This is a genomic window from Micromonospora sp. NRRL B-16802 (assembly GCF_001279555.1).
Classification (GTDB): Bacteria; Actinomycetota; Actinomycetes; order Mycobacteriales; family Micromonosporaceae; genus Micromonospora; species Micromonospora profundi.
Genome location: NZ_LGEB01000035.1, coordinates 1 through 16,396, shown reverse-complemented (window position 1 = coordinate 16,396; position 16,396 = coordinate 1). Strand labels below are relative to the sequence as shown.

The 16,396-nt window shown below is 70.8% G+C and carries 18 protein-coding genes; 8 read left to right on the top strand and 10 right to left on the bottom strand.

Annotated elements, in window-relative coordinates; all coding sequences use genetic code 11:
- Positions 1–82: 82 nt before the first annotated feature.
- A complete protein-coding gene (locus tag ADK66_RS05710) occupies positions 83–1,039 on the top strand; it encodes a LysR family transcriptional regulator (protein ID WP_053652953.1) in 957 nt (318 codons plus the stop codon).
- Here ADK66_RS05710 and ADK66_RS05705 read toward each other — a convergent pair.
- Genes ADK66_RS05705 through ADK66_RS05670 form a run of 8 tightly spaced genes read right to left on the bottom strand, consistent with a single transcriptional unit; the run spans position 964 to position 9,381 of the window.
- On the bottom strand, positions 964–2,202 hold the full coding sequence (locus ADK66_RS05705; protein WP_053652843.1) for a VWA domain-containing protein: 1,239 nt from the start codon (positions 2,200–2,202) through the stop codon (positions 964–966). The genes ADK66_RS05710 and ADK66_RS05705 overlap by 76 nt on opposite strands.
- Positions 2,199–3,251, bottom strand: a complete 1,053-nt coding sequence (locus tag ADK66_RS05700; RefSeq protein WP_053652842.1) for an SRPBCC family protein — start codon at positions 3,249–3,251, stop codon at positions 2,199–2,201. Before ADK66_RS05700 ends, ADK66_RS05705 begins: the two co-directional genes overlap by 4 nt.
- Entirely contained in the window at positions 3,248–4,117 is an 870-nt protein-coding gene (locus ADK66_RS05695; RefSeq protein WP_053652841.1) for a MoxR family ATPase, read from the bottom strand. Before ADK66_RS05695 ends, ADK66_RS05700 begins: the two co-directional genes overlap by 4 nt.
- Positions 4,114–4,689, bottom strand: coding sequence for an NTP transferase domain-containing protein (locus ADK66_RS05690; protein ID WP_053652840.1), 576 nt, complete (start codon positions 4,687–4,689; stop codon positions 4,114–4,116). Before ADK66_RS05690 ends, ADK66_RS05695 begins: the two co-directional genes overlap by 4 nt.
- Before the next feature lie 3 nt (positions 4,690–4,692).
- Entirely contained in the window at positions 4,693–5,559 is an 867-nt protein-coding gene (locus ADK66_RS05685; protein WP_053652839.1) for an XdhC family protein, read from the bottom strand.
- Between the two features lie 11 nt (positions 5,560–5,570).
- Positions 5,571–7,961: an aerobic carbon-monoxide dehydrogenase large subunit gene (locus ADK66_RS05680; RefSeq protein ID WP_053652838.1), complete on the bottom strand. Its 2,391-nt coding sequence runs from the start codon at positions 7,959–7,961 to the stop codon at positions 5,571–5,573.
- Entirely contained in the window at positions 7,958–8,506 is a 549-nt protein-coding gene (locus tag ADK66_RS05675) for a (2Fe-2S)-binding protein (RefSeq protein ID WP_053652837.1), read from the bottom strand. Before ADK66_RS05675 ends, ADK66_RS05680 begins: the two co-directional genes overlap by 4 nt.
- 2 nt (positions 8,507–8,508) lie before the next feature.
- Positions 8,509–9,381: a xanthine dehydrogenase family protein subunit M gene (locus tag ADK66_RS05670; protein ID WP_053652836.1), complete on the bottom strand. Its 873-nt coding sequence runs from the start codon at positions 9,379–9,381 to the stop codon at positions 8,509–8,511.
- 118 nt (positions 9,382–9,499) lie between these two features.
- Between ADK66_RS05670 and ADK66_RS05665 the strand changes: the two genes are divergently transcribed.
- The gene (locus ADK66_RS05665) at positions 9,500–10,576 is read left to right on the top strand and encodes an XdhC family protein (protein WP_053652835.1); all 1,077 of its coding nucleotides are present in this window, start codon (positions 9,500–9,502) and stop codon (positions 10,574–10,576) included.
- 72 nt (positions 10,577–10,648) lie between these two features.
- Here ADK66_RS05665 and ADK66_RS05660 read toward each other — a convergent pair whose 3' ends face one another.
- Positions 10,649–11,188, bottom strand: a complete 540-nt coding sequence (locus ADK66_RS05660) for a cupin domain-containing protein (RefSeq protein ID WP_053652834.1) — start codon at positions 11,186–11,188, stop codon at positions 10,649–10,651.
- Between the two features lie 284 nt (positions 11,189–11,472).
- Positions 11,473–11,754 carry a hypothetical protein gene (locus ADK66_RS05655; protein WP_157552273.1) on the bottom strand — a complete coding sequence of 94 codons (282 nt, stop codon included), beginning with the start codon at positions 11,752–11,754 and terminating at the stop codon, positions 11,473–11,475.
- 127 nt (positions 11,755–11,881) lie between these two features.
- Here ADK66_RS05655 and ADK66_RS31305 point away from each other — a divergent pair, with 127 nt between their 5' ends.
- The 6 genes from ADK66_RS31305 to ADK66_RS05630 form a co-directional block, all read left to right on the top strand.
- On the top strand, positions 11,882–12,109 hold the full coding sequence (locus ADK66_RS31305; protein ID WP_157552271.1) for a hypothetical protein: 228 nt from the start codon (positions 11,882–11,884) through the stop codon (positions 12,107–12,109).
- Positions 12,110–12,236: 127 nt separating this feature from the next.
- The gene (locus ADK66_RS05650; protein WP_053652832.1) at positions 12,237–13,451 is read left to right on the top strand and encodes a YcaO-like family protein; all 1,215 of its coding nucleotides are present in this window, start codon (positions 12,237–12,239) and stop codon (positions 13,449–13,451) included.
- Between the two features lie 30 nt (positions 13,452–13,481).
- Positions 13,482–13,688 (top strand): hypothetical protein, encoded by a 207-nt coding sequence (locus tag ADK66_RS05645; RefSeq protein ID WP_053652831.1) that lies wholly within the window; start codon positions 13,482–13,484, stop codon positions 13,686–13,688.
- 8 nt (positions 13,689–13,696) lie between these two features.
- The gene (locus tag ADK66_RS05640) at positions 13,697–14,938 is read left to right on the top strand and encodes an MFS transporter (RefSeq protein WP_053652830.1); all 1,242 of its coding nucleotides are present in this window, start codon (positions 13,697–13,699) and stop codon (positions 14,936–14,938) included.
- A 176-nt stretch (positions 14,939–15,114) separates the two neighbouring features.
- Positions 15,115–15,447 (top strand): hypothetical protein, encoded by a 333-nt coding sequence (locus tag ADK66_RS05635; protein ID WP_053652829.1) that lies wholly within the window; start codon positions 15,115–15,117, stop codon positions 15,445–15,447.
- Positions 15,448–15,541: 94 nt separating this feature from the next.
- The coding region (locus tag ADK66_RS05630; RefSeq protein ID WP_231639916.1) for a molybdopterin-dependent oxidoreductase at positions 15,542–16,396 on the top strand (855 nt) is incomplete at its 3' end.

Sequence of the window (16,396 nt, the reverse complement as noted above, 5' to 3'; positions counted from 1 at the left end):
CGGTGGGACGCCTCAGCGGGCATGATCGTGGTTCGTCTCGACGGAGAGCCGAACCACGCATGGCGGGGAGGTGGGTGCGGCGATGACCCCGACGCAGCTGCGCGCGTACGTCGCCGTGGTCCGGCTGGGGTCCGTCAAGCAGGCCGCCGCCGAGTTGGAGGTCTCCGAGTCGGCCGTCTCCCTGCACGTCGCGCAGTTGCGCAAGGAGTTTGGCGACAAGCTGTTCACCAAGACGGCGGCGGGGCTGGCGTTCACGCCGGGCGGGCTCCGGCTGGCCAGCCGCGCGGCGGAGCTGCTGGGCCTTCAGGACCGCACGATGCTCGAGGTGAGCGCCGCGAAGCGCGGCCGTCGGCTGTTGCGGGTGGCGGCGTCCAACCTGTTCGCCGAGTTCGCCGCGCCGGGGCTCATCGAGTTGTTCGCGAAACGGGCCGCCGACCTCGACGTCGAGTTGAGTGTGCGCGACCCGGGCACATTCGAGTCACTGTTGCTGACCCGGGCCGTGGACATCGCTGTCGGGCCACGGCCGCTTGTCGTCGACGACGCCATCACCTGCCGGCCGGTGATGAACTACCGGCTGGTGCTTGTCGTCGGCCCGGACCATCCGCTGGCCGGTGTGTCGGCGTCCCCGGGGCAGTTGCGGGAGCAGACCTGGCTGCTCGGCCCGTCGGCGGCCACCGACCTGGGCGCGGTTCCGGCGCTGCTGCGTCGGCTGGCTGTGCCCGACGACCGGCAGCAGATCTTCCAGAGTCACGCTGCGGCGCTGGGGGAGGCCAAACGGGGCCGGGGCGTCGCACCGGCGCTCGCTTTCACCGTCGCACCGGACGTGCGCGACGGTCAGCTCAACCTGGTGATGGGGTCGCACGCGACGGTCGAGGCGGTGTGGTACTCGCAGGTGCTCACCAGCCCCGGTCCGATGTCGGCGGCCGCCGAACTGTCGCGGTTCTCGTCGACACCCCGGGCGATTCAGGCGATGATGCGCGGCGCGGGCGTCAGCGTGGGCCACTTCAAGCCGTCGGTGCACGTCACGCTCTGGAGCTGACGGGCGGCGGCCAGCAGGTCCTGGAACGTACCGGCCGGCAGCATCCGATCGCAGTAGGGCAGCGCGGCGGCCATGCCCGCCGTCCGGGGCGCGAACCCGGGGGCGCCGGCCCGGGGATTCAACCAGACGATCCGGTACGCGCGGCGGCGCAGCCGGGCCATCACGGCGGCGAGTTCGTCGGGCGGGTCGCTGTCCCAGCCGTCCGAGCCGATCACCACAACGGCCCCGCGAACGACGTCCGCCCGCTGGCTGGTGAGCAGGGCGCGCAGGTTCGTGGCGATGCGGGTGCCGCCGTACCGGTCGGTCACGGCCACGCTTGCCTGCGCGACCGCCTCGGCCGCCGAGCTGTGCCGCAGCACCACAGTGAGCCGGGTCAGCGTCGTCGCGAACGCGAACACCTCCGCCTCGGCGACCACCGCGAAAGCCCGCATCAGATGCAGGTACGCGGTGGCCTGCGCCCGCATCGACTCACTGACGTCGCAGAGCAGCACGACCCGACGGGGTCGCCGTACCGCCCGTTCGCGGACGACCTCGACGGGCTCCCACCCGGTCCGGCGAGCCCTGTTGATGGTGGCCCGTAGCGCGATGCGCCCCCCTGCCGCGCTGACGGCGTGCCGTCTCGTGCGCCGGGTCGGCCAGCCGACGATGGCTTCACGCAGCGCCTCACCGAGCATCGTGACCTGTGCGGCGTTCAAGTCGTCGAACGGCCTCTCGGCGAGCCCGGCGAGGGCGCTGGGTCGCCGCTCGGGCAGCCGCAGCGCGCTGTCCGACTCCGGCGCGTCGGCGACGGCGGGCGGCAGCGTCGCCCACGGCAGGCCACCGCCAGGCCCGTCGTCGGCGGTGCTCGTCGGCACCGGCACGTGGACGTCGTCGCGGTCTCCCGCAGGCGTCGCGGACCGGTCCGGTGGTGGCAGCGGCGGAGCGTCCTCGAAGACCGCCGCGAAGACGCTGTCGAATGCTGTCAGGTCCGCGTGCCGCCGGACCAGGCTGACCCGGGCGGTCCAGTAGAGCGTGGACATGTCCCCGGGCGGGCTGGCATCGAGAGCCCGGACGAAGTCGTCGACCTCGGTGAGTCCTGCCGCAACGCCGGCGTGCCGCAGCCGGCCCGCGAACGCTACGGCGAACGCCGCGCGGTCGACCCCGCGCAGCAGGCCGGGGCTCACCGCCGCGCGACGAGCCAGGCGATCACCGCGCCGACCGCGACGAGACCGACGACAGCGGGTACGAGTCGCTTGGTGATCGATCCGCCCGCGAGGCTGAGCAGGTCGAGCGCCTCCGGTTCGGCAGCCGGCGCGGTGCGCCCGTCGACGGCCGACGGCCTGCCCTGTGCCGGCCCGGGGGTGGGGTGCCCCATGACGGCCCGCTCGTCCGTCGACGGGTCGGCGGGGGACGGCTCGCCGGCCGACGGGTCGGCGAGCGGCGACGGCTCGGCGGGAGCCTCGGTGATCGGGGACGCGGTGATCGCTGTCGGCTCGATCGGCGACGGCGCGATCGGGGACGGGTCGATCGGGGAGGGCGCGACGGCGGCCGTGGCGGGGGTGGTGTCGACCGCAGTGGCGGACGCGGCCGGGGACAGTTCGGGTGCCTCCGGCGCGATGGGGGCGGACGCGGCGGGATCGTCCCCGCTTCGCGCCGCCGGTACGGCCGCGGCGTCGCCTCCGGCGCCCCGCACTTCAGCGACGGTCGGCGGAGCTGAGACGGTCTGCGGCGCTGAGACGGTCGGCTCGTCCGCGGCTGCCGGTGCCGCTACGGCGGTCGGCGTCGTCTGCTCGGCTGCCAGCTTCGCCTCCAGGTTGGCGACGAACTGGGCCAGCAGTTTGCCCGACACCTCCTTGATCATGCCGCTGCCGAACTGGGCCAGCTTCCCCGAGATCTTCAGGTCGGTGTCGACGCTCACCAGCGTACGGTCGCCGTCGGGCCGGAGTCGGGCGGTGACAAGCGCGGACGCGTTCCCGGTCGACCGGGCGTCGCGGCCCTTGGCGTCGATCACCCCGCGGTACGCGGCGTCGTCCTTCTCGACGAACTGCGCGGTGCCCGCGAACTCCGAGATGACAGGCCCTACCTTGACCTTCACCTTGCCCCGGTAGACCTCACCGTCGACGCCTGTCAACTGTGCGCCCGGCAGGCAGGGCGCGATCCCCGCCAGGTCGGTGAGCACCGCCCACGCCCTGTCGATCGGAACGGCGACAGTGAACTCGTTGGTGATCTTCATGGTTGGCTCTCCTGGTAGGCGCCGAGCGCGGCGGCGACCACTGCGCGGTCGTCGGGGGTCTTGGCGATGGTGCCGATGGTGTGCGCGACGTCGTCGGCGGCCAGGTCGGCGGCACCGAGCACGGACAGCGCGGCCACCCAGTCGATGGCCTCGGCCATCCCGGGCGCCTTCTCCAACTCCCGGCCGCGTACGTCGCCGACGAACTGGACGGCCGCACGGATCAGCGGTTCGGTGGCACCCGGCACCGCCCGGCGGACGATCTCCACGGCGCGGGCCGGTTCGGGGAATTCGATCCAGTGGTAGAGGCAGCGGCGGCGCAGCGCGTCGTGCAGCTCGCGGCTCCGGTTGGAGGTGAGCACCACGACCGGCGGCGTGCGGGCGGTGAACGTACCGAGTTCGGGGATGGTGATGCCGGCCTCGCCGAGGAACTCGAACAGCAGCGCCTCGAACTCGTCGTCGGCGCGGTCGATCTCGTCGATCAGCAGCACCGGAGGGACCGGCCCCCGGTGGCGTACGGCCCGCAGGATCGGCCGTTCCTGGAGGTATTCGGCGCTGAACAGGTCCGCGTCGGTGAGTCGGGCGTGCTGTGCCTCGGCGAGCCGGATCGCCAGCAGTTGTCGCTGGTAGTTCCACTCGTAGAGCGCCTCACCGGCGGTCAGCCCCTCGTAGCACTGCAACCGGATCAGCGGCGTCTCCAACGCCCTGGCCAGCGCCTTCGCGGCGGCGGTCTTGCCGACGCCCGGCTCGCCCTCCAGCAGCAGCGGCCGACCGAGCCGCAACGCCAGGAAGAGGGCCATCGCCATGCCGTCGTCGACCAGGTAGTCGACGGCGTCGAGGCGGTGCCGGACGGTCAGCGCGTCCTTCATGCCTCGCCCGCCAGCAGGCGCTCGTAGTCCGCGCGGGTGTCCACGTCGATCGGCACCGGCCCGTCGACGGGCACCTCGGTCACCGGGTGGCGGCCGGAGTGCAGTAGCTTCCACACGGCCTTGTCGCCGTGCAGGTCGTACAGCTCGGGAATGACCTCGCGGGCGAAGCGGAACGGATGGCCCAACCCGTCGACGTACCGGCAGACGGCAAGCGGGGTGGCGGCCGTGGCGACCCGGCGGACGTCGGCGGCGCGGACGCCGGGCTGGTCGCCGAGGAGCAGCACGAGCGCGTCGGCGCGCGGGTCCACAGCCCGTGCGGCGGTGCTGACCGAGGACCCGCAACCGCTGCTGAACTCCGGGTTCTCGACGACCTGGCAGCCGGTGAGGTCGACCCGGTCGCGCACCTCGCCCGCCGCGCCGCCGAGGGTGACGAGCAACTGGTCGAAGCCGCACGAGCGAGCCAGGTCGAGGGTGGCGTCGAGCAGTGTCCGCCCCCGGTACGGCAGCAGTTGCTTCGCCTCGCCGAGCCGCACCGATGCCCCCGCGGCGAGCACCAGGCCGGTCAGGAACACGGGTTACGCCGCCGTGTAGGTCGCGAGGCAGCCGGCGCAGCAGAACCAGACGTCCTGACCGTCGACCCGGGCGTGCGGGGTGTCCGGCCCGATCAGAACTGTCATCCCGCACACCGGGTCGACGGACTGCTCGGGCCTGGTGACGACCGCGCCCGCGGCCGGGCGCAGGCCGTCCACCCGGATGGCACGGACCACCTCGGACAGGATGGACAGCGCGATCTCCTGCGGCGTGTGCGCGCCGATGTCGAGGCCGGCGGGCGAGTGGACGAGGGCGCGTTCGGCGTCGCTCAACTCCAGCTCGTCGAGCACGGCCGCGCCGCGCTTGTGGCTGGCGACAAGCGCCACGAACCCCACGCCCGCGTCGAGGGCCGCCCGGATGGCGTCCTGCTCGCCCCTGCCCAGCCCGGCCACCACGACCGCCGTGCAGCCGGCGTAGTCCTCGGAGGTCACGACGTCGAAGTCGAGGAACCGGGCGAGGGTCGCCACCGCGTCACTGATCGGTGTGGCACCGACAACGCGCAGCGCCGGCGCGGGCAGCCTCGGCTGGAGGAAGATCTCGATCGCGCCGCCGGAGTGGCACGGGTTGACCACCACCCGCGCCCCCGGCGCCTCGGGAAACGGCGCCGATTCCTCCGGCAGCACCCGCAGCAGCACGGCGGTGCCGTCGCGCAGGGCGTCCAGGGCAGCCGCCCGCACCGAACCCTCGGCGCACACCCCACCCACGAAGCCCTCGATCGAACCGTCCGAGCGGATCACCGCGGCGTCGCCCGGCCGGGCCGACGTCGGCTCCTGCGCGCGGACCACTGTGGCGTGCACGAACGGCTCCCGAGTGACTGTCAACTCCTGGGCCCGCTCCGCGATGGTGGTCATCGTCGGCCCTCTCAGATCGGCGGCCGGGCCTGGCCGCGCATCGCGTCCCAGACCCGCGACGGCGTCAGCGGCATGTCGGCGTGGCGTACGCCGAAGGGCTTCAAGGCGTCGATGACGGCGTTGACGATCGCCGGCGGCGAACCGACAGTTGCCGACTCGCCCACGCCCTTCGCGCCGATCGGGTGATGGGGCGACGGGGTGACGGTGAAGCCGGTCTCCCAGTCGGGCACTTCCAGCGACGTCGGGATCAGGTAGTCCATCAGGGATGCGCCGAGACAGTTGCCGTCCTCGTCGAACGCGATCATCTCCATGAGGGCCATGCCGACGCCGTCGGTGAGCCCGCCGTGCACCTGCCCCTCGATGATCATCGGGTTGATCCGGGTGCCGCAGTCGTCGACAGCGATGAACCGTCGCACCGTCACCTGCGCGGTGCCCGGGTCGATGTCCACCACGCAGATGTACGCGCCGTGCGGGTAGGTCAGGTTCGACGGGTTGTAGCAGATCTGCGCCTCCAGCCCGCCCTCGATGCCCTCGGGCAGGTCACCAGCGCCGTGCGCGCGCATGGCGATGTCCTGGATCGTGACGGACCTGCCCGGGTCACCGGCGACGTGGAACGACCCCTTGTCCCACTCCAGGTCCGCCACCGAGACCTCAAGCATCGCGGAGGCGATGATCCGGGCCTTGTCGCGGACCTTGCGGGCCACCAGGGCCGCCGCCGCACCCGACACGGGCGTGGAGCGGCTGCCGTACGTGCCGAGGCCGAACGGGGTGTTGTCGGTGTCGCCGTGCAGCACCTCGATGTCGGCCGGCGGAATCCCGATCTCCTCGGCGATGATCTGCGCGAACGTCGTCTCGTGCCCCTGACCCTGCGACTGCACGCTGAGGCGTACCACGGCCTTTCCGGTCGGGTGGACGCGCAGCTCGCAGCCGTCGGCCATGCCCAGTCCGAGAATGTCCATGTTCTTGCGCGGCCCGGCGCCGACGGCCTCGGTGAAGAACGCGATGCCGATGCCCATCAGCTCGCCGCGGGCGCGCTTTTCCGCCTGCTCGCGGCGCAACTCGTCGTAGCCGGCCATGTCCATCGCCAGCCGCATCGTCGGCTCGTAGTTGCCCGAGTCGTACACCCAGCCGGTCTTCGTCGTGTACGGGAACTGCTCCGGCTGGATGAAGTTCTTCAACCGCAGCTCGGCCGGGTCCATGCCCAGCTCGTCGGCGAGGCAGTCGACGATCCGCTCGACAAGGTAGACGGCCTCGGTGATCCGGAACGAGCAGGCGTACGCGACGCCGCCGGGCGCCTTGTTGGTGAAGACCGCTGTCATCTTGCAGTACGCGGCCTCGATGTCGTAGCTGCCGGTGAACACCCCGAAGAAGCCGGCCGGGTACTTCACGGGCGCCGCGGTGCCGTTGAACGCGCCGTGGTCGGCAAGCACATTGGTGCGGATGCCGAGGATCCGGCCGTCGCGGGTCGCCGCGATCTCGCCGCGCATGATGTAGTCGCGGGCGAAGCCGGTGCTGATGAGATTCTCCGACCGGTCCTCCATCCACTTCACCGGCTTGCCGGTGACGATCGAGGCGACGATCGCGCAGACGTACCCGGGGTAGATCGGCACCTTGTTGCCGAACCCGCCGCCGATGTCCGGCGCGATCACCTGGATCTTGTGTTCGGGCAGGCCAGCCACGATGGCGTAGAGGGTGCGGTGCGCGTGCGGCGCCTGGGTGGTCGACCACAGCCGCAGCTTGCCCTCGACGGCGTCGTAGTCGGCGACCGCACCGCACGTCTCCATCGGCGCCGGGTGCACCCGGGGGTAGACGAGGTCCTGGCTGACCACGACGTCGGCGCGGGCGAAGACCGCCTCGGTGGCCGCCTCGTCGCCGGTCTCCCAGTCGAAGCAGTGGTTGTTCGTCTTGCCTTCCAGGTCGTCCCGGATCAGCGGCGCGTCCGGCTCCAACGCGCGGCGGGCGTCGATCACCGGCTCCAGGATGTCGTACTCGACGTCGATCAGCTCCAGCGCGTCGCGCGCCAGATAGCGGTCGTCGGCAACGACGAACGCGACCTCCTGACCCTGGAAACGCACCTTGTCGGTGGCGAGGACCGCCTGCACGTCGTTGGAGAGCGTGGGCATCCAGGCAAGGTTCTGCTGCGCCAGCGCGGCGCCGGTCACCACAGCGCGCACCCCGGGCGACGCCTCGGCGGCACTCGTGTCGATGCTGACGATGCGCGCGTGTGCCACCGGCGACCGGAGGATCGCCAGGTGCAGCATGCCGGGCAGTTGGACGTCGTCGACGTACCGGCCGCGCCCGCGCAGGAACCTCGGGTCCTCCTTGCGCAGCATCCGGCCGTACCCGACGGGTTTCTGGTCGTTGTCGTGGAACGTGTCCACGCGCTCGTGCACGGTGGTCATGCGACGGCCTCCGCGGGCTGGCCGGCGTTGTCGATCTCGCCGGCCTCGGTCGATTCGGTGGTCTCGGTGACAGTGGCTGCGGCCTGCGCCTCGGCCACGGCGGCCCAGCGGACCGAGCGGACGATCGTGGCGTACCCCGTGCACCTGCAGATCTGACCCGAGATGGCCTCTCGGATCTCCGTCTCGCTCGGGTCGGGGTTGCGGTCGAGCAGCGCCCGTGCGGTCATCATCATCCCCGGCGTGCAGAAGCCGCACTGCAGGCCGTGGCACTGCATGAAGCCTTCCTGGACCGGGTCGAGCTGGGCGCCCTTGGCGAGACCCTCGACGGTACGCACCTGGTGGCCGCCGGCCATCGCCGCGAGCACGGTGCACGACTTCACCGGCTCGCCGTCGAGCCAGACCACGCAGGTGCCGCAGTTGCTGGTGTCGCAGCCCCAGTGCGTGCCGGTCAGACCCAGCACGTCCCGCAGGAAGTGCACCAGCAGCAGCCGGGCCTCGATCTCCCGGGTGACCTCGACGTCGTTGACGGTCATGGTGACCTGCATGCTCAGCTCCTCGCCCGTTCCACGGCCCGGCGCAGGGTCCGCCTGGTCAGCTCGACGGCCAGATGCCGCTTGTAGTCGGCACTGCCGCGCTGGTCGGTCACCGGGTCGCAGCTGCGCGCCGCGATCGCCCCGGCCTGCTCGTAGAGGGCCTCCGAGGGCTCCTGCCCGCGCAGCGCGGCGGAGATCTCCGGGATTCCCGTCGTGTTGGGACCGACCGCCGCGAGTCCGACCCGGGCGTCGGCGATCACGCCGCCGTCGAGCCACACGGCAGCGCCGGCCGACACCACGGCCCAGTCGCCGGCCCTGCGCTCCACCTTGGCGTACGCGCTGCCGCAGCCCGGCCGCACCGGTAGCCGTACCTCGACGAGCATCTCGCCGTCGGCGACGGCGGTCTCGTACGGCCCGACATGGAACTCCTCCATCGACACGACCCGCTCCGCGCCGCCCGGACCGCGGATCACGCACCGCGCGTCAAGCGTCGTGCAGACCGCCGAGAGGTCCTCGGAGGGGTCGGCCTGGCAGAGCGAGCCGCCCAGCGTGCCCCTGTTGCGCACCACCGGATCGGCGATCACCCGTTCCGCGTCGGCGAAGATGGGGAACGCCGCCGCCAGCACCTGAGAGTCGAGCAACTCCCGGTGCCGGGTGAGCGCGCCGATCCGCACCTCGTCCGGGCCGGACTCGATGTAGCCCAGCTCGCCGTGCAGGTCGTTGATGTCGATCAGATAGTCGAAGTTGGCCAGCCGAAGCTTCATCATCGGCAGCAGGCTGTGCCCGCCGGCGATCAGGCGGGCTGTGCTGCCCAAACGCTCCAACAGGCTGATCGCATGGTCCACACTGGTGGCTCGCTCGTACTCGAACGGTGCCGGTACCTGCATGTCGTACCTCCGCAGTCCGGTGCAATCTGAGGCCGGCGGTGGTCAAAGTCAACGGCGACCTAAGCAGTTGCTTAGGTCGCCGTTGACGGTGCCGCAGGCCCTCGCGGATGGTGCGGCCATGCGGGACATCGCCGACGGGCTGACGGACTGGCGCACTCGTGGCGTCGCGTTCGCCGTCGCGACAGTCGTCCGGACATGGCAGTCGGCACCTCGGCCTCCGGGCGCGGCCATGGCGGTCTCCGCCGATGGCGAGGCGCTGGGCAGCATCTCGGGCGGCTGCGTCGAGGCCGCCGTGTACGACCTCTGCCGCACCGCCATCGAGACCGGGACGGCCCACACCGCGACCTACGGTGTCAGCGACGACGACGCGTTCGACGTCGGTCTGACCTGCGGCGGCACCATCCAGGTGCTCGTGCAGCCGGACGTCGCGTTGACCGAGCCCGACGAGGTGCTGGCAGCGATTCGCGACGGCCGTCCGGTCGCCACCGCGACGATGGAGAACGCGCAACTCGTGATCTGGCCCGATCGGATCGCGGGCAGCCTGGGCGCACCCGACCTGGACGACGCGGCGGCTCGACAGGCGGCCGGGATGCTCGCCCTCGGCACCACCGGCACGCTTCACCTTGGACGGCAGGGCGAACAGCGCGGCGACGACGTGAGCGTGTTCGTCCAGTCGTACGTGCCGCCGCCCCGGATGATCATCTTCGGGGCGATCGACTTCGCCGCCGCGATGGCCCGGATGGGCACCTTCCTCGGTTACCACGTGACGGTCTGCGACGCCCGACCCGTGTTCGCCACCCGCTCGCGTTTCCCGGCCGCCGATGACCTCGTCGTCCAGTGGCCGCACAAGTACCTGGAGTCGACGACCATCGACGACCGCACGGTGCTCTGCGTCCTGACCCACGACCCCAAGTTCGACGTGCCGCTGCTCCAGGTCGCCCTGCTCACACCTGCCCGCTACATCGGCGTGATGGGCAGCCGCCGTGCACACGACGACCGGATGCGCCGGCTGCGCGAGGCGGGTGTGGGCGAGGGCGCGTTGGCCCGGCTCTGCTCGCCGATCGGCCTGGACCTGGGTGCGCGGACGCCGGAGGAGACGGCGGTGGCGATCGCCGCCGAGATCACCGCGCGGGCCTGGGGCGGTTCAGGTCGCCCGCTCAGCGAACTCGACACCCCGATCCACCACGCCGCCTGACCTGACGCGGCTCCGCCGGCATTCGCGGTGTGCGGACCTGCCTGTCGCGCAACGGTCGCCGGTCCGCCGCGCTCACGCCCAGTCGTCGCCGCTGGGCATCAGGATCATCTGGTGGGCGTCCAGGGCGTCCGCCATCGCGGCGAACCTCTCGGCTGTCCATTCCGCAGGCGGATTGCCCGACGGGTCGGGATCGTCGGCGAAGTCGAGAAAGAACTGCTCGGCTCCGGCCGGCGTGTAGAAGACCATGAGCCGGGCCGGCTCGTCGCTCAGGTTCTTGAACGCGTGGCGGGTGAGGCGCGGAACGTAGACGAAGTCACCGGGCCCGGCGTCGAAGGTGCCCGCACCGTTGATGAACCGGAATTTGCCGGACTCGATGTAGAACGCCTCGTCCTCCGCACCGTGGGCGTGCGGGATGTTGCCGAAGCCGGGCGCGACGTCCATCGACATGAGGCTGAGCTTGCCATCGGTTTGGTCCCCGGTGACCTTGACCAGGGTCGACTCGTTGCCACCGTTGACCAGCTTGGGGATTCCCTCGTCCCGACGTACCACGAAGCCGTTCGCCGCCGTCCATAGTGGACTGCCGGGATCCGGCACTGGACGCTGTTGATTCATGCCGCACACACCTTTGCACGTCTATTTTCGGACGGGGACTCCCGGACCTTGTCGGCGGGCGTCCGCCGCGGCGTCGAATTCCGGATTGTTGATCGCGGTTTGCGATTTCCGGCGCCATGGACAAAGCTAGCGCCGCAGTCGCACGTGATTCAACAAGACGTATGCGAAAAAGGCGTGAGTAGCCACACGACGGGTGAATTGAACTTCCGTGCGGCTCGTCCGTCTCAAACTGCCGATTCGCCGCCGGTGGTGGGTCGGCGAGCCGTCACCCGGTGCCCTGACGGCTACTTGGCCCTGCCCCACGGGAAATAGAAGTCGTCACTGTCGGCGAGCCACCAGTAGTACTCGGGAGCCTCGTGGTTCCTGAGCGCGACACGCGTCACCGCGGCCGACGCCGTCCGGATCCGCTCGACCGCCGACCCGGAGTCGACAAGGCGCTCCCTCAGCGTCGTGAGGAAATCGCCGGACATCACGAAGTCGTCGATGACGAAGATACTGCCGTCCTTGTAGAGTCCAGGACGGCCTTGGGAATCGTGACGATCCATTTCGTCGTCGTGAAATAACACGCGCGTTGACCGGCGTGCTGCCCAACGGCCTCGACTTTCCGGAGCGGCCGCACTCTCCGTCCTGCCGGCTCTGCTCGGCGCGGGCGCCACGGGCCAGCGGAGCAGGCCTCCCGAAACGGTGATTCCGATGAGGTGGGACGCCGAGTGGTACCGGGAGAACAAGGCGACGGCATGGGCGGTGGCGCTGCTGACGGTCGGCTGGATCCCGGTGGTCCCGCAGGGGGTCATGCCGCCCGCACGGCGGTGGGGCTGGGCATGGTCGCTGTGGGCGTTGCGATGCTGCTCACGGGCCTGGTGTTGTGGGACCGCCGACCCCAGCCAGGTGGTCGGCGGTGACGGCGGATGTGGTGGCTGAGGCTGGCTCCGTGCCCCTGCTGACAGCGTGGTCATTTGGCTCTGCCCCACGGGCTCGCTACCACCGTTGACATCAGGGCAACTCGCTGACACAGTTCGGGCCGGTGAATAGTCCCGGGGAGGCCGCGGTGCCGTTCCGATCCGTGCCCGCGGAGTACGCCCTCGCGACAGCCTCGACTGAGATCAAGCGGCTCGGCCTCACGGCGCGGGCGGTGGCCCTCGGCCCGGCCGCATCACCGACCATGCGCGTCACGCTGTTCCGGGACGGAGCACTGGTCGCCGTGGGTGTGGGAAAGGGAGCGGGTCCCCAGGGCGCGGCGAGCGCGTACTTCGAGGCCCTGGAGCGCCATCTCATGTCTGCCCGCGACAACCGTCGATGGAACGCGGACGCCACGAGGCTGCTGCCGGCGAACGTCGTGGCCGGACAGTCTGCCCTGGATGCCGACCTGGTCGTACAGCGGTGGGCGGCGGAGTTTCCGGACTCTGTCGCGGCGTGTGCCCCCTACGGCGAGGTCCGTTATCCCACATTTCTCGCCGATCCGCGCTACTACCGGTGGCCGGTGGCGGGGGACGACGTCCGGCCGTACCGCAGTCTGCTGCGGTACTCGTCCAGCCTGGGCACCGCGGCCGGCGTCGATTTGGAAGAGGCCGTCTATCACGGCCTCTGCGAGCTGATCGAACACGACGGGCTCGGGCAGGCACTGCTGCGTTGGTATGTCGCCGGCGTCGCGGACGTCGACCTCGTGCCGGTCGGGGATCTGCCGGACGGGTTGCGTTCACTGCATGCAGAGGCCGTACGGGCGGCCGGCGCACCCGTACACCTGCTCGACGTCACCACCGACCTGGATGTGCCGGTTTACCTGGCGGCCAGCCCGACGGCCGCCGGCGAGCCGACCCGGCTCGGGGCCGGCGCTTCGCTCTGGGCCACCGACGCCGCGGCGCGCGCCCTCAGCGAGCTGATCCAGGTCTCTGCGCTCTCCTCACCCGCCGCCGGCTCGCCTGCGGTCCAGCGTCTGGCGGCCTGGCCGGCACTGCAACGATGTGCCCTGATGCCACTCGACAAGTTGCTCTCCGGGCCGGTGCGGGCGGTGCCGCTACGCGCGGACGTAGCCGGCGACGGCAGCCCGGGGTGGGGGCTGGAGCACATCCGGCGGGCTCTGGTCCGTCACGGCATCGGCTACCACGTGTGCGAGGTCGCCCCGGTCGACTCACCGATCGCGGTAGCCACCACGATCGCCCCCGGGCTGGAGCGCTTCAGCCTGGTGCGGCATGGGATGCCCGTCGTCCCGACCGGGCGGGGGTGGCACCTGTGGCCGTCGCCGGACCTGGCGACCATCAGCTGACCACATCCGGTCCGAACGAGATGAGGAAATATGTCTACTGAGGAGAAGTTCTTCCACCCCGGCGCCGAGAACGGTGAACTGATGGCTCGATCCGGCAGCCCCGGTGGCGGCACTCTCTGCTTCCACCCGGGTGACGAGGAGGGTGCGTCGATGACTCGCCTCGCCGACGATCTGGCGGCGGACCTGCACCTCGCACTGACCAGCATCGACGATCGGCAACTCGCACTGCTGGCCTGAAGCAGGCGGTGGCGCAGCGCATCGAGACAGCCGGCGTCAACGGACGCCGGCTGTTCCACCGCGACTTCTCCTACTGGTACCTCGCCCGATCGATCTCGGTCGCCGGGACCGCTGCCAGTGCCGTCGCCCTGCCACTGCTGGTCTACCGCACGAGCGCCTCCCCGATGCTGACCGCGGCGGTGGTCGGCCTCGAAGCCCTGCCGTACCTGCTGTTCGGGTTGTTCGCCGGCGCTGCCGCCGACCGCCTGCGGCGTAAGCGCATGATGATCATCGCGGACGTGTGCTGCGCACTGCTGCTCGCCACCGTGCCGGTCGCCGCGTTGTTCGATGTGCTTGCCCCCTGGTACCTGCTCGTCGTGGCATTCGGCGTGGGTTGCGGTTTCTGCTGGTTCGACGCCGCGGCGTGGGGCGCCTTCGTGCGAATCGTCGGCAAGCCGGGGGTCACCCGGGCGAACAGTCTCATCTGGTCCACCGAGATCGTGCTGGAAATCGCCGCGCCCGCCACCGCCGGGCTACTTGCCGCTATCACCGATCCCACCCTGGTGCTGGCCTTCGACGCCGCCACCTACCTGGTGTCCGCCGCGCTGCTCGCCCAGATCCGCACTGGGTTGGATCCGGGGCCGACGGTGGCCCGCCGGGTGCGGGCCGAGATCGCCGAAGGACTGCGCCACCTCTGGCGGACGCGGGTCCTGCGGACGCTGACCGCTGCCGGTTTCGGGCTCAACGTCGCCGCCGGCGGCGTGCTGGGTCTGCTCATCGTCCACGCCGACGAGGTGCTCGATCTGAGCCCGGAGGACCAGCGCCTGGGTCTGCTCTACGCGGCCGTCGCGGTCGGCTCACTGGTGGCCGCCGTCATCCTGCCCAGGGCCAGCCGGTGGGCCGGCCAGGGAACGCTGTCCATCACGGGGCTCGTCATCTTCGTCGCGGCCCTCATCGGCTTGGCCGGCACATCGGTGTTCGCCCTGGCGGCGGCGTGGTGGGCCATCTGGGCCGTGGCGCGTCTGACCGTGAACGCGAACGGAATCACTGTGCGCCAACTGCTCACACCCGATGCGTTGCAGGGCCGCGTCAACACCACCGGGCGCATGCTGGCCTGGGGCGGCACTCCGTTCGGCGCCCTGACCGGAGGGCTGGCCGCAGACACCTACGGAGTCCGGGTCGCATACCTGGTGCTGGCTGTGCCCGTCGTGCTCAGCCTCGCTCTGGTCATCGCCTCACCGGTGCGTGGCCTGCGCATCGCGGTCGACTAGCGCCTCGTCGTGCCGGCGCGAGGTTCTCAACTTCCTCACAGTTGCGTGGTCGCGGAGCGTTCGTTCGCACGAGCCCGTCGGTCCGCACGGCCGGCAGCCGACGGTGGCGATCCAGCGCGAAGACAGCGATCTTTGGCAGCCCCTGTCACTGGCCACCAGACGCTACGGTCTGCCGCATGGAATCCGTGGACCTCGTCCTGGCCGCCGTCGCTGCCGGGGCAAACCTCGCCGTCGCCGCCGTGCTGCTCGCCAGGAGCCGTGGCGGCACGGCGGTGCCCCGGATCTTCGGCCGCCCGCAGCCCTCACCGCGCCTGCGGGCCGCGATGCACACCTGCCTGGGGCTGGGGATGGGCGTCGGTTGGCTCCTCGAGGACGTCTTTCCGCCCCGCTCCCTGGGTGACACGGTGCTGTTCTACGTGGTGACGATCCTGCTGGCGACCGCTGTCGTCACCGGTCTGCTTGCGGCCTTCCGGTATCCGCGCTCCGTCCGTGACAAGGCCGCCAGCTAGGAGGTATGACTCTCGTGATCCCGCTGCGACCCGGCCGGCACTCGACTAGCGTCAGGTTGTTCGCATATGCGGGATTGGCCGGGAAGGTGCTGCGATGGGGGTGCGCCGCTGGATCGAGCGCTGGCCGCTCTATCGCCAGCTCACCGGCACCGACCCGCTCGGTCGGGGTGCCGCGGCCAAATCCGCCCGTTCACTGTCGCTTACCGCCCGCACGGAGACCGCCGACTCGATGGCCCGGTCCGTGTGCCCGTACTGCGCTGTGGGTTGTGGTCAGCGGGTGTTCGTCAAGGACGGGCGGGTCAGTCAGATCGAGGGTGATCCGGACAGCCCGATCTCGCGAGGTCGGCTCTGCCCGAAAGGCTCGGCGAGCAAGAGTCTCGTGACGAGCCCGCTGCGGCCGACGAAGGTCCGCTACCGGCGGCCGTACGGCACCGAGTGGGAGGACCTCGACCTCGACACGGCGCTGAACATGATCGCCGATCGGATCTTGGCAGCCCGGGACGAGACCTGGGAGGACGTCGACGACGAGGGCCGGCCACTCAACCGGACGCTCGGGATCTCCAGCCTGGGCGGGGCGACGCTGGACAACGAGGAGAACTACCTCATCAAGAAGTTGTTCACCGCGATGGGGGCGCTCCAGATCGAGAACCAGGCGCGTATTTGACACTCCGCCACCGTCCCCGGTCTGGGGGCCAGCTTCGGTCGTGGCGGCGCCACCCAGTTCCAGCAGGACCTGTCGAACTCCGACATGATCGTCATTCAGGGTTCGAACATGGCCGAGGCGCATCCTGTGGGTTTCCAGTGGGTGATGGAGGCCAAGCGTCGTGGTGCGAAGGTGTTCCACGTCGATCCGCGGTTCACGCGGACCAGTGCGGTGGCGGACAGCTACCTGCCGATCCGGGCGGGTACGGACATCGCGTTGCTGGGTGGGGTGGTGCGCTACATCCTG

Excerpts from the sequence above, each read along its gene's own strand:
- ADK66_RS05710 (WP_053652953.1), top strand. The coding sequence starts at position 83 with ATGACCCCGACGCAGCTGCGCGCGTACGTCGCCGTGGTCCGGCTGGGG.
- ADK66_RS05700 (WP_053652842.1), bottom strand. The coding sequence starts at position 3,251 with ATGAAGATCACCAACGAGTTCACTGTCGCCGTTCCGATCGACAGGGCG.
- ADK66_RS05695 (WP_053652841.1), bottom strand. The coding sequence starts at position 4,117 with ATGAAGGACGCGCTGACCGTCCGGCACCGCCTCGACGCCGTCGACTAC.
- ADK66_RS05685 (WP_053652839.1), bottom strand. The coding sequence starts at position 5,559 with ATGACCACCATCGCGGAGCGGGCCCAGGAGTTGACAGTCACTCGGGAG.
- ADK66_RS05680 (WP_053652838.1), bottom strand. The coding sequence starts at position 7,961 with ATGACCACCGTGCACGAGCGCGTGGACACGTTCCACGACAACGACCAG.
- ADK66_RS05675 (WP_053652837.1), bottom strand. The coding sequence starts at position 8,506 with ATGCAGGTCACCATGACCGTCAACGACGTCGAGGTCACCCGGGAGATC.
- ADK66_RS05670 (WP_053652836.1), bottom strand. The coding sequence starts at position 9,381 with ATGCAGGTACCGGCACCGTTCGAGTACGAGCGAGCCACCAGTGTGGAC.
- ADK66_RS05665 (WP_053652835.1), top strand. The coding sequence starts at position 9,500 with ATGCGGGACATCGCCGACGGGCTGACGGACTGGCGCACTCGTGGCGTC.
- ADK66_RS05660 (WP_053652834.1), bottom strand. The coding sequence starts at position 11,188 with ATGAATCAACAGCGTCCAGTGCCGGATCCCGGCAGTCCACTATGGACG.
- ADK66_RS31305 (WP_157552271.1), top strand. The coding sequence starts at position 11,882 with ATGAGGTGGGACGCCGAGTGGTACCGGGAGAACAAGGCGACGGCATGG.
- ADK66_RS05645 (WP_053652831.1), top strand. The coding sequence starts at position 13,482 with ATGTCTACTGAGGAGAAGTTCTTCCACCCCGGCGCCGAGAACGGTGAA.
- ADK66_RS05635 (WP_053652829.1), top strand. The coding sequence starts at position 15,115 with ATGGAATCCGTGGACCTCGTCCTGGCCGCCGTCGCTGCCGGGGCAAAC.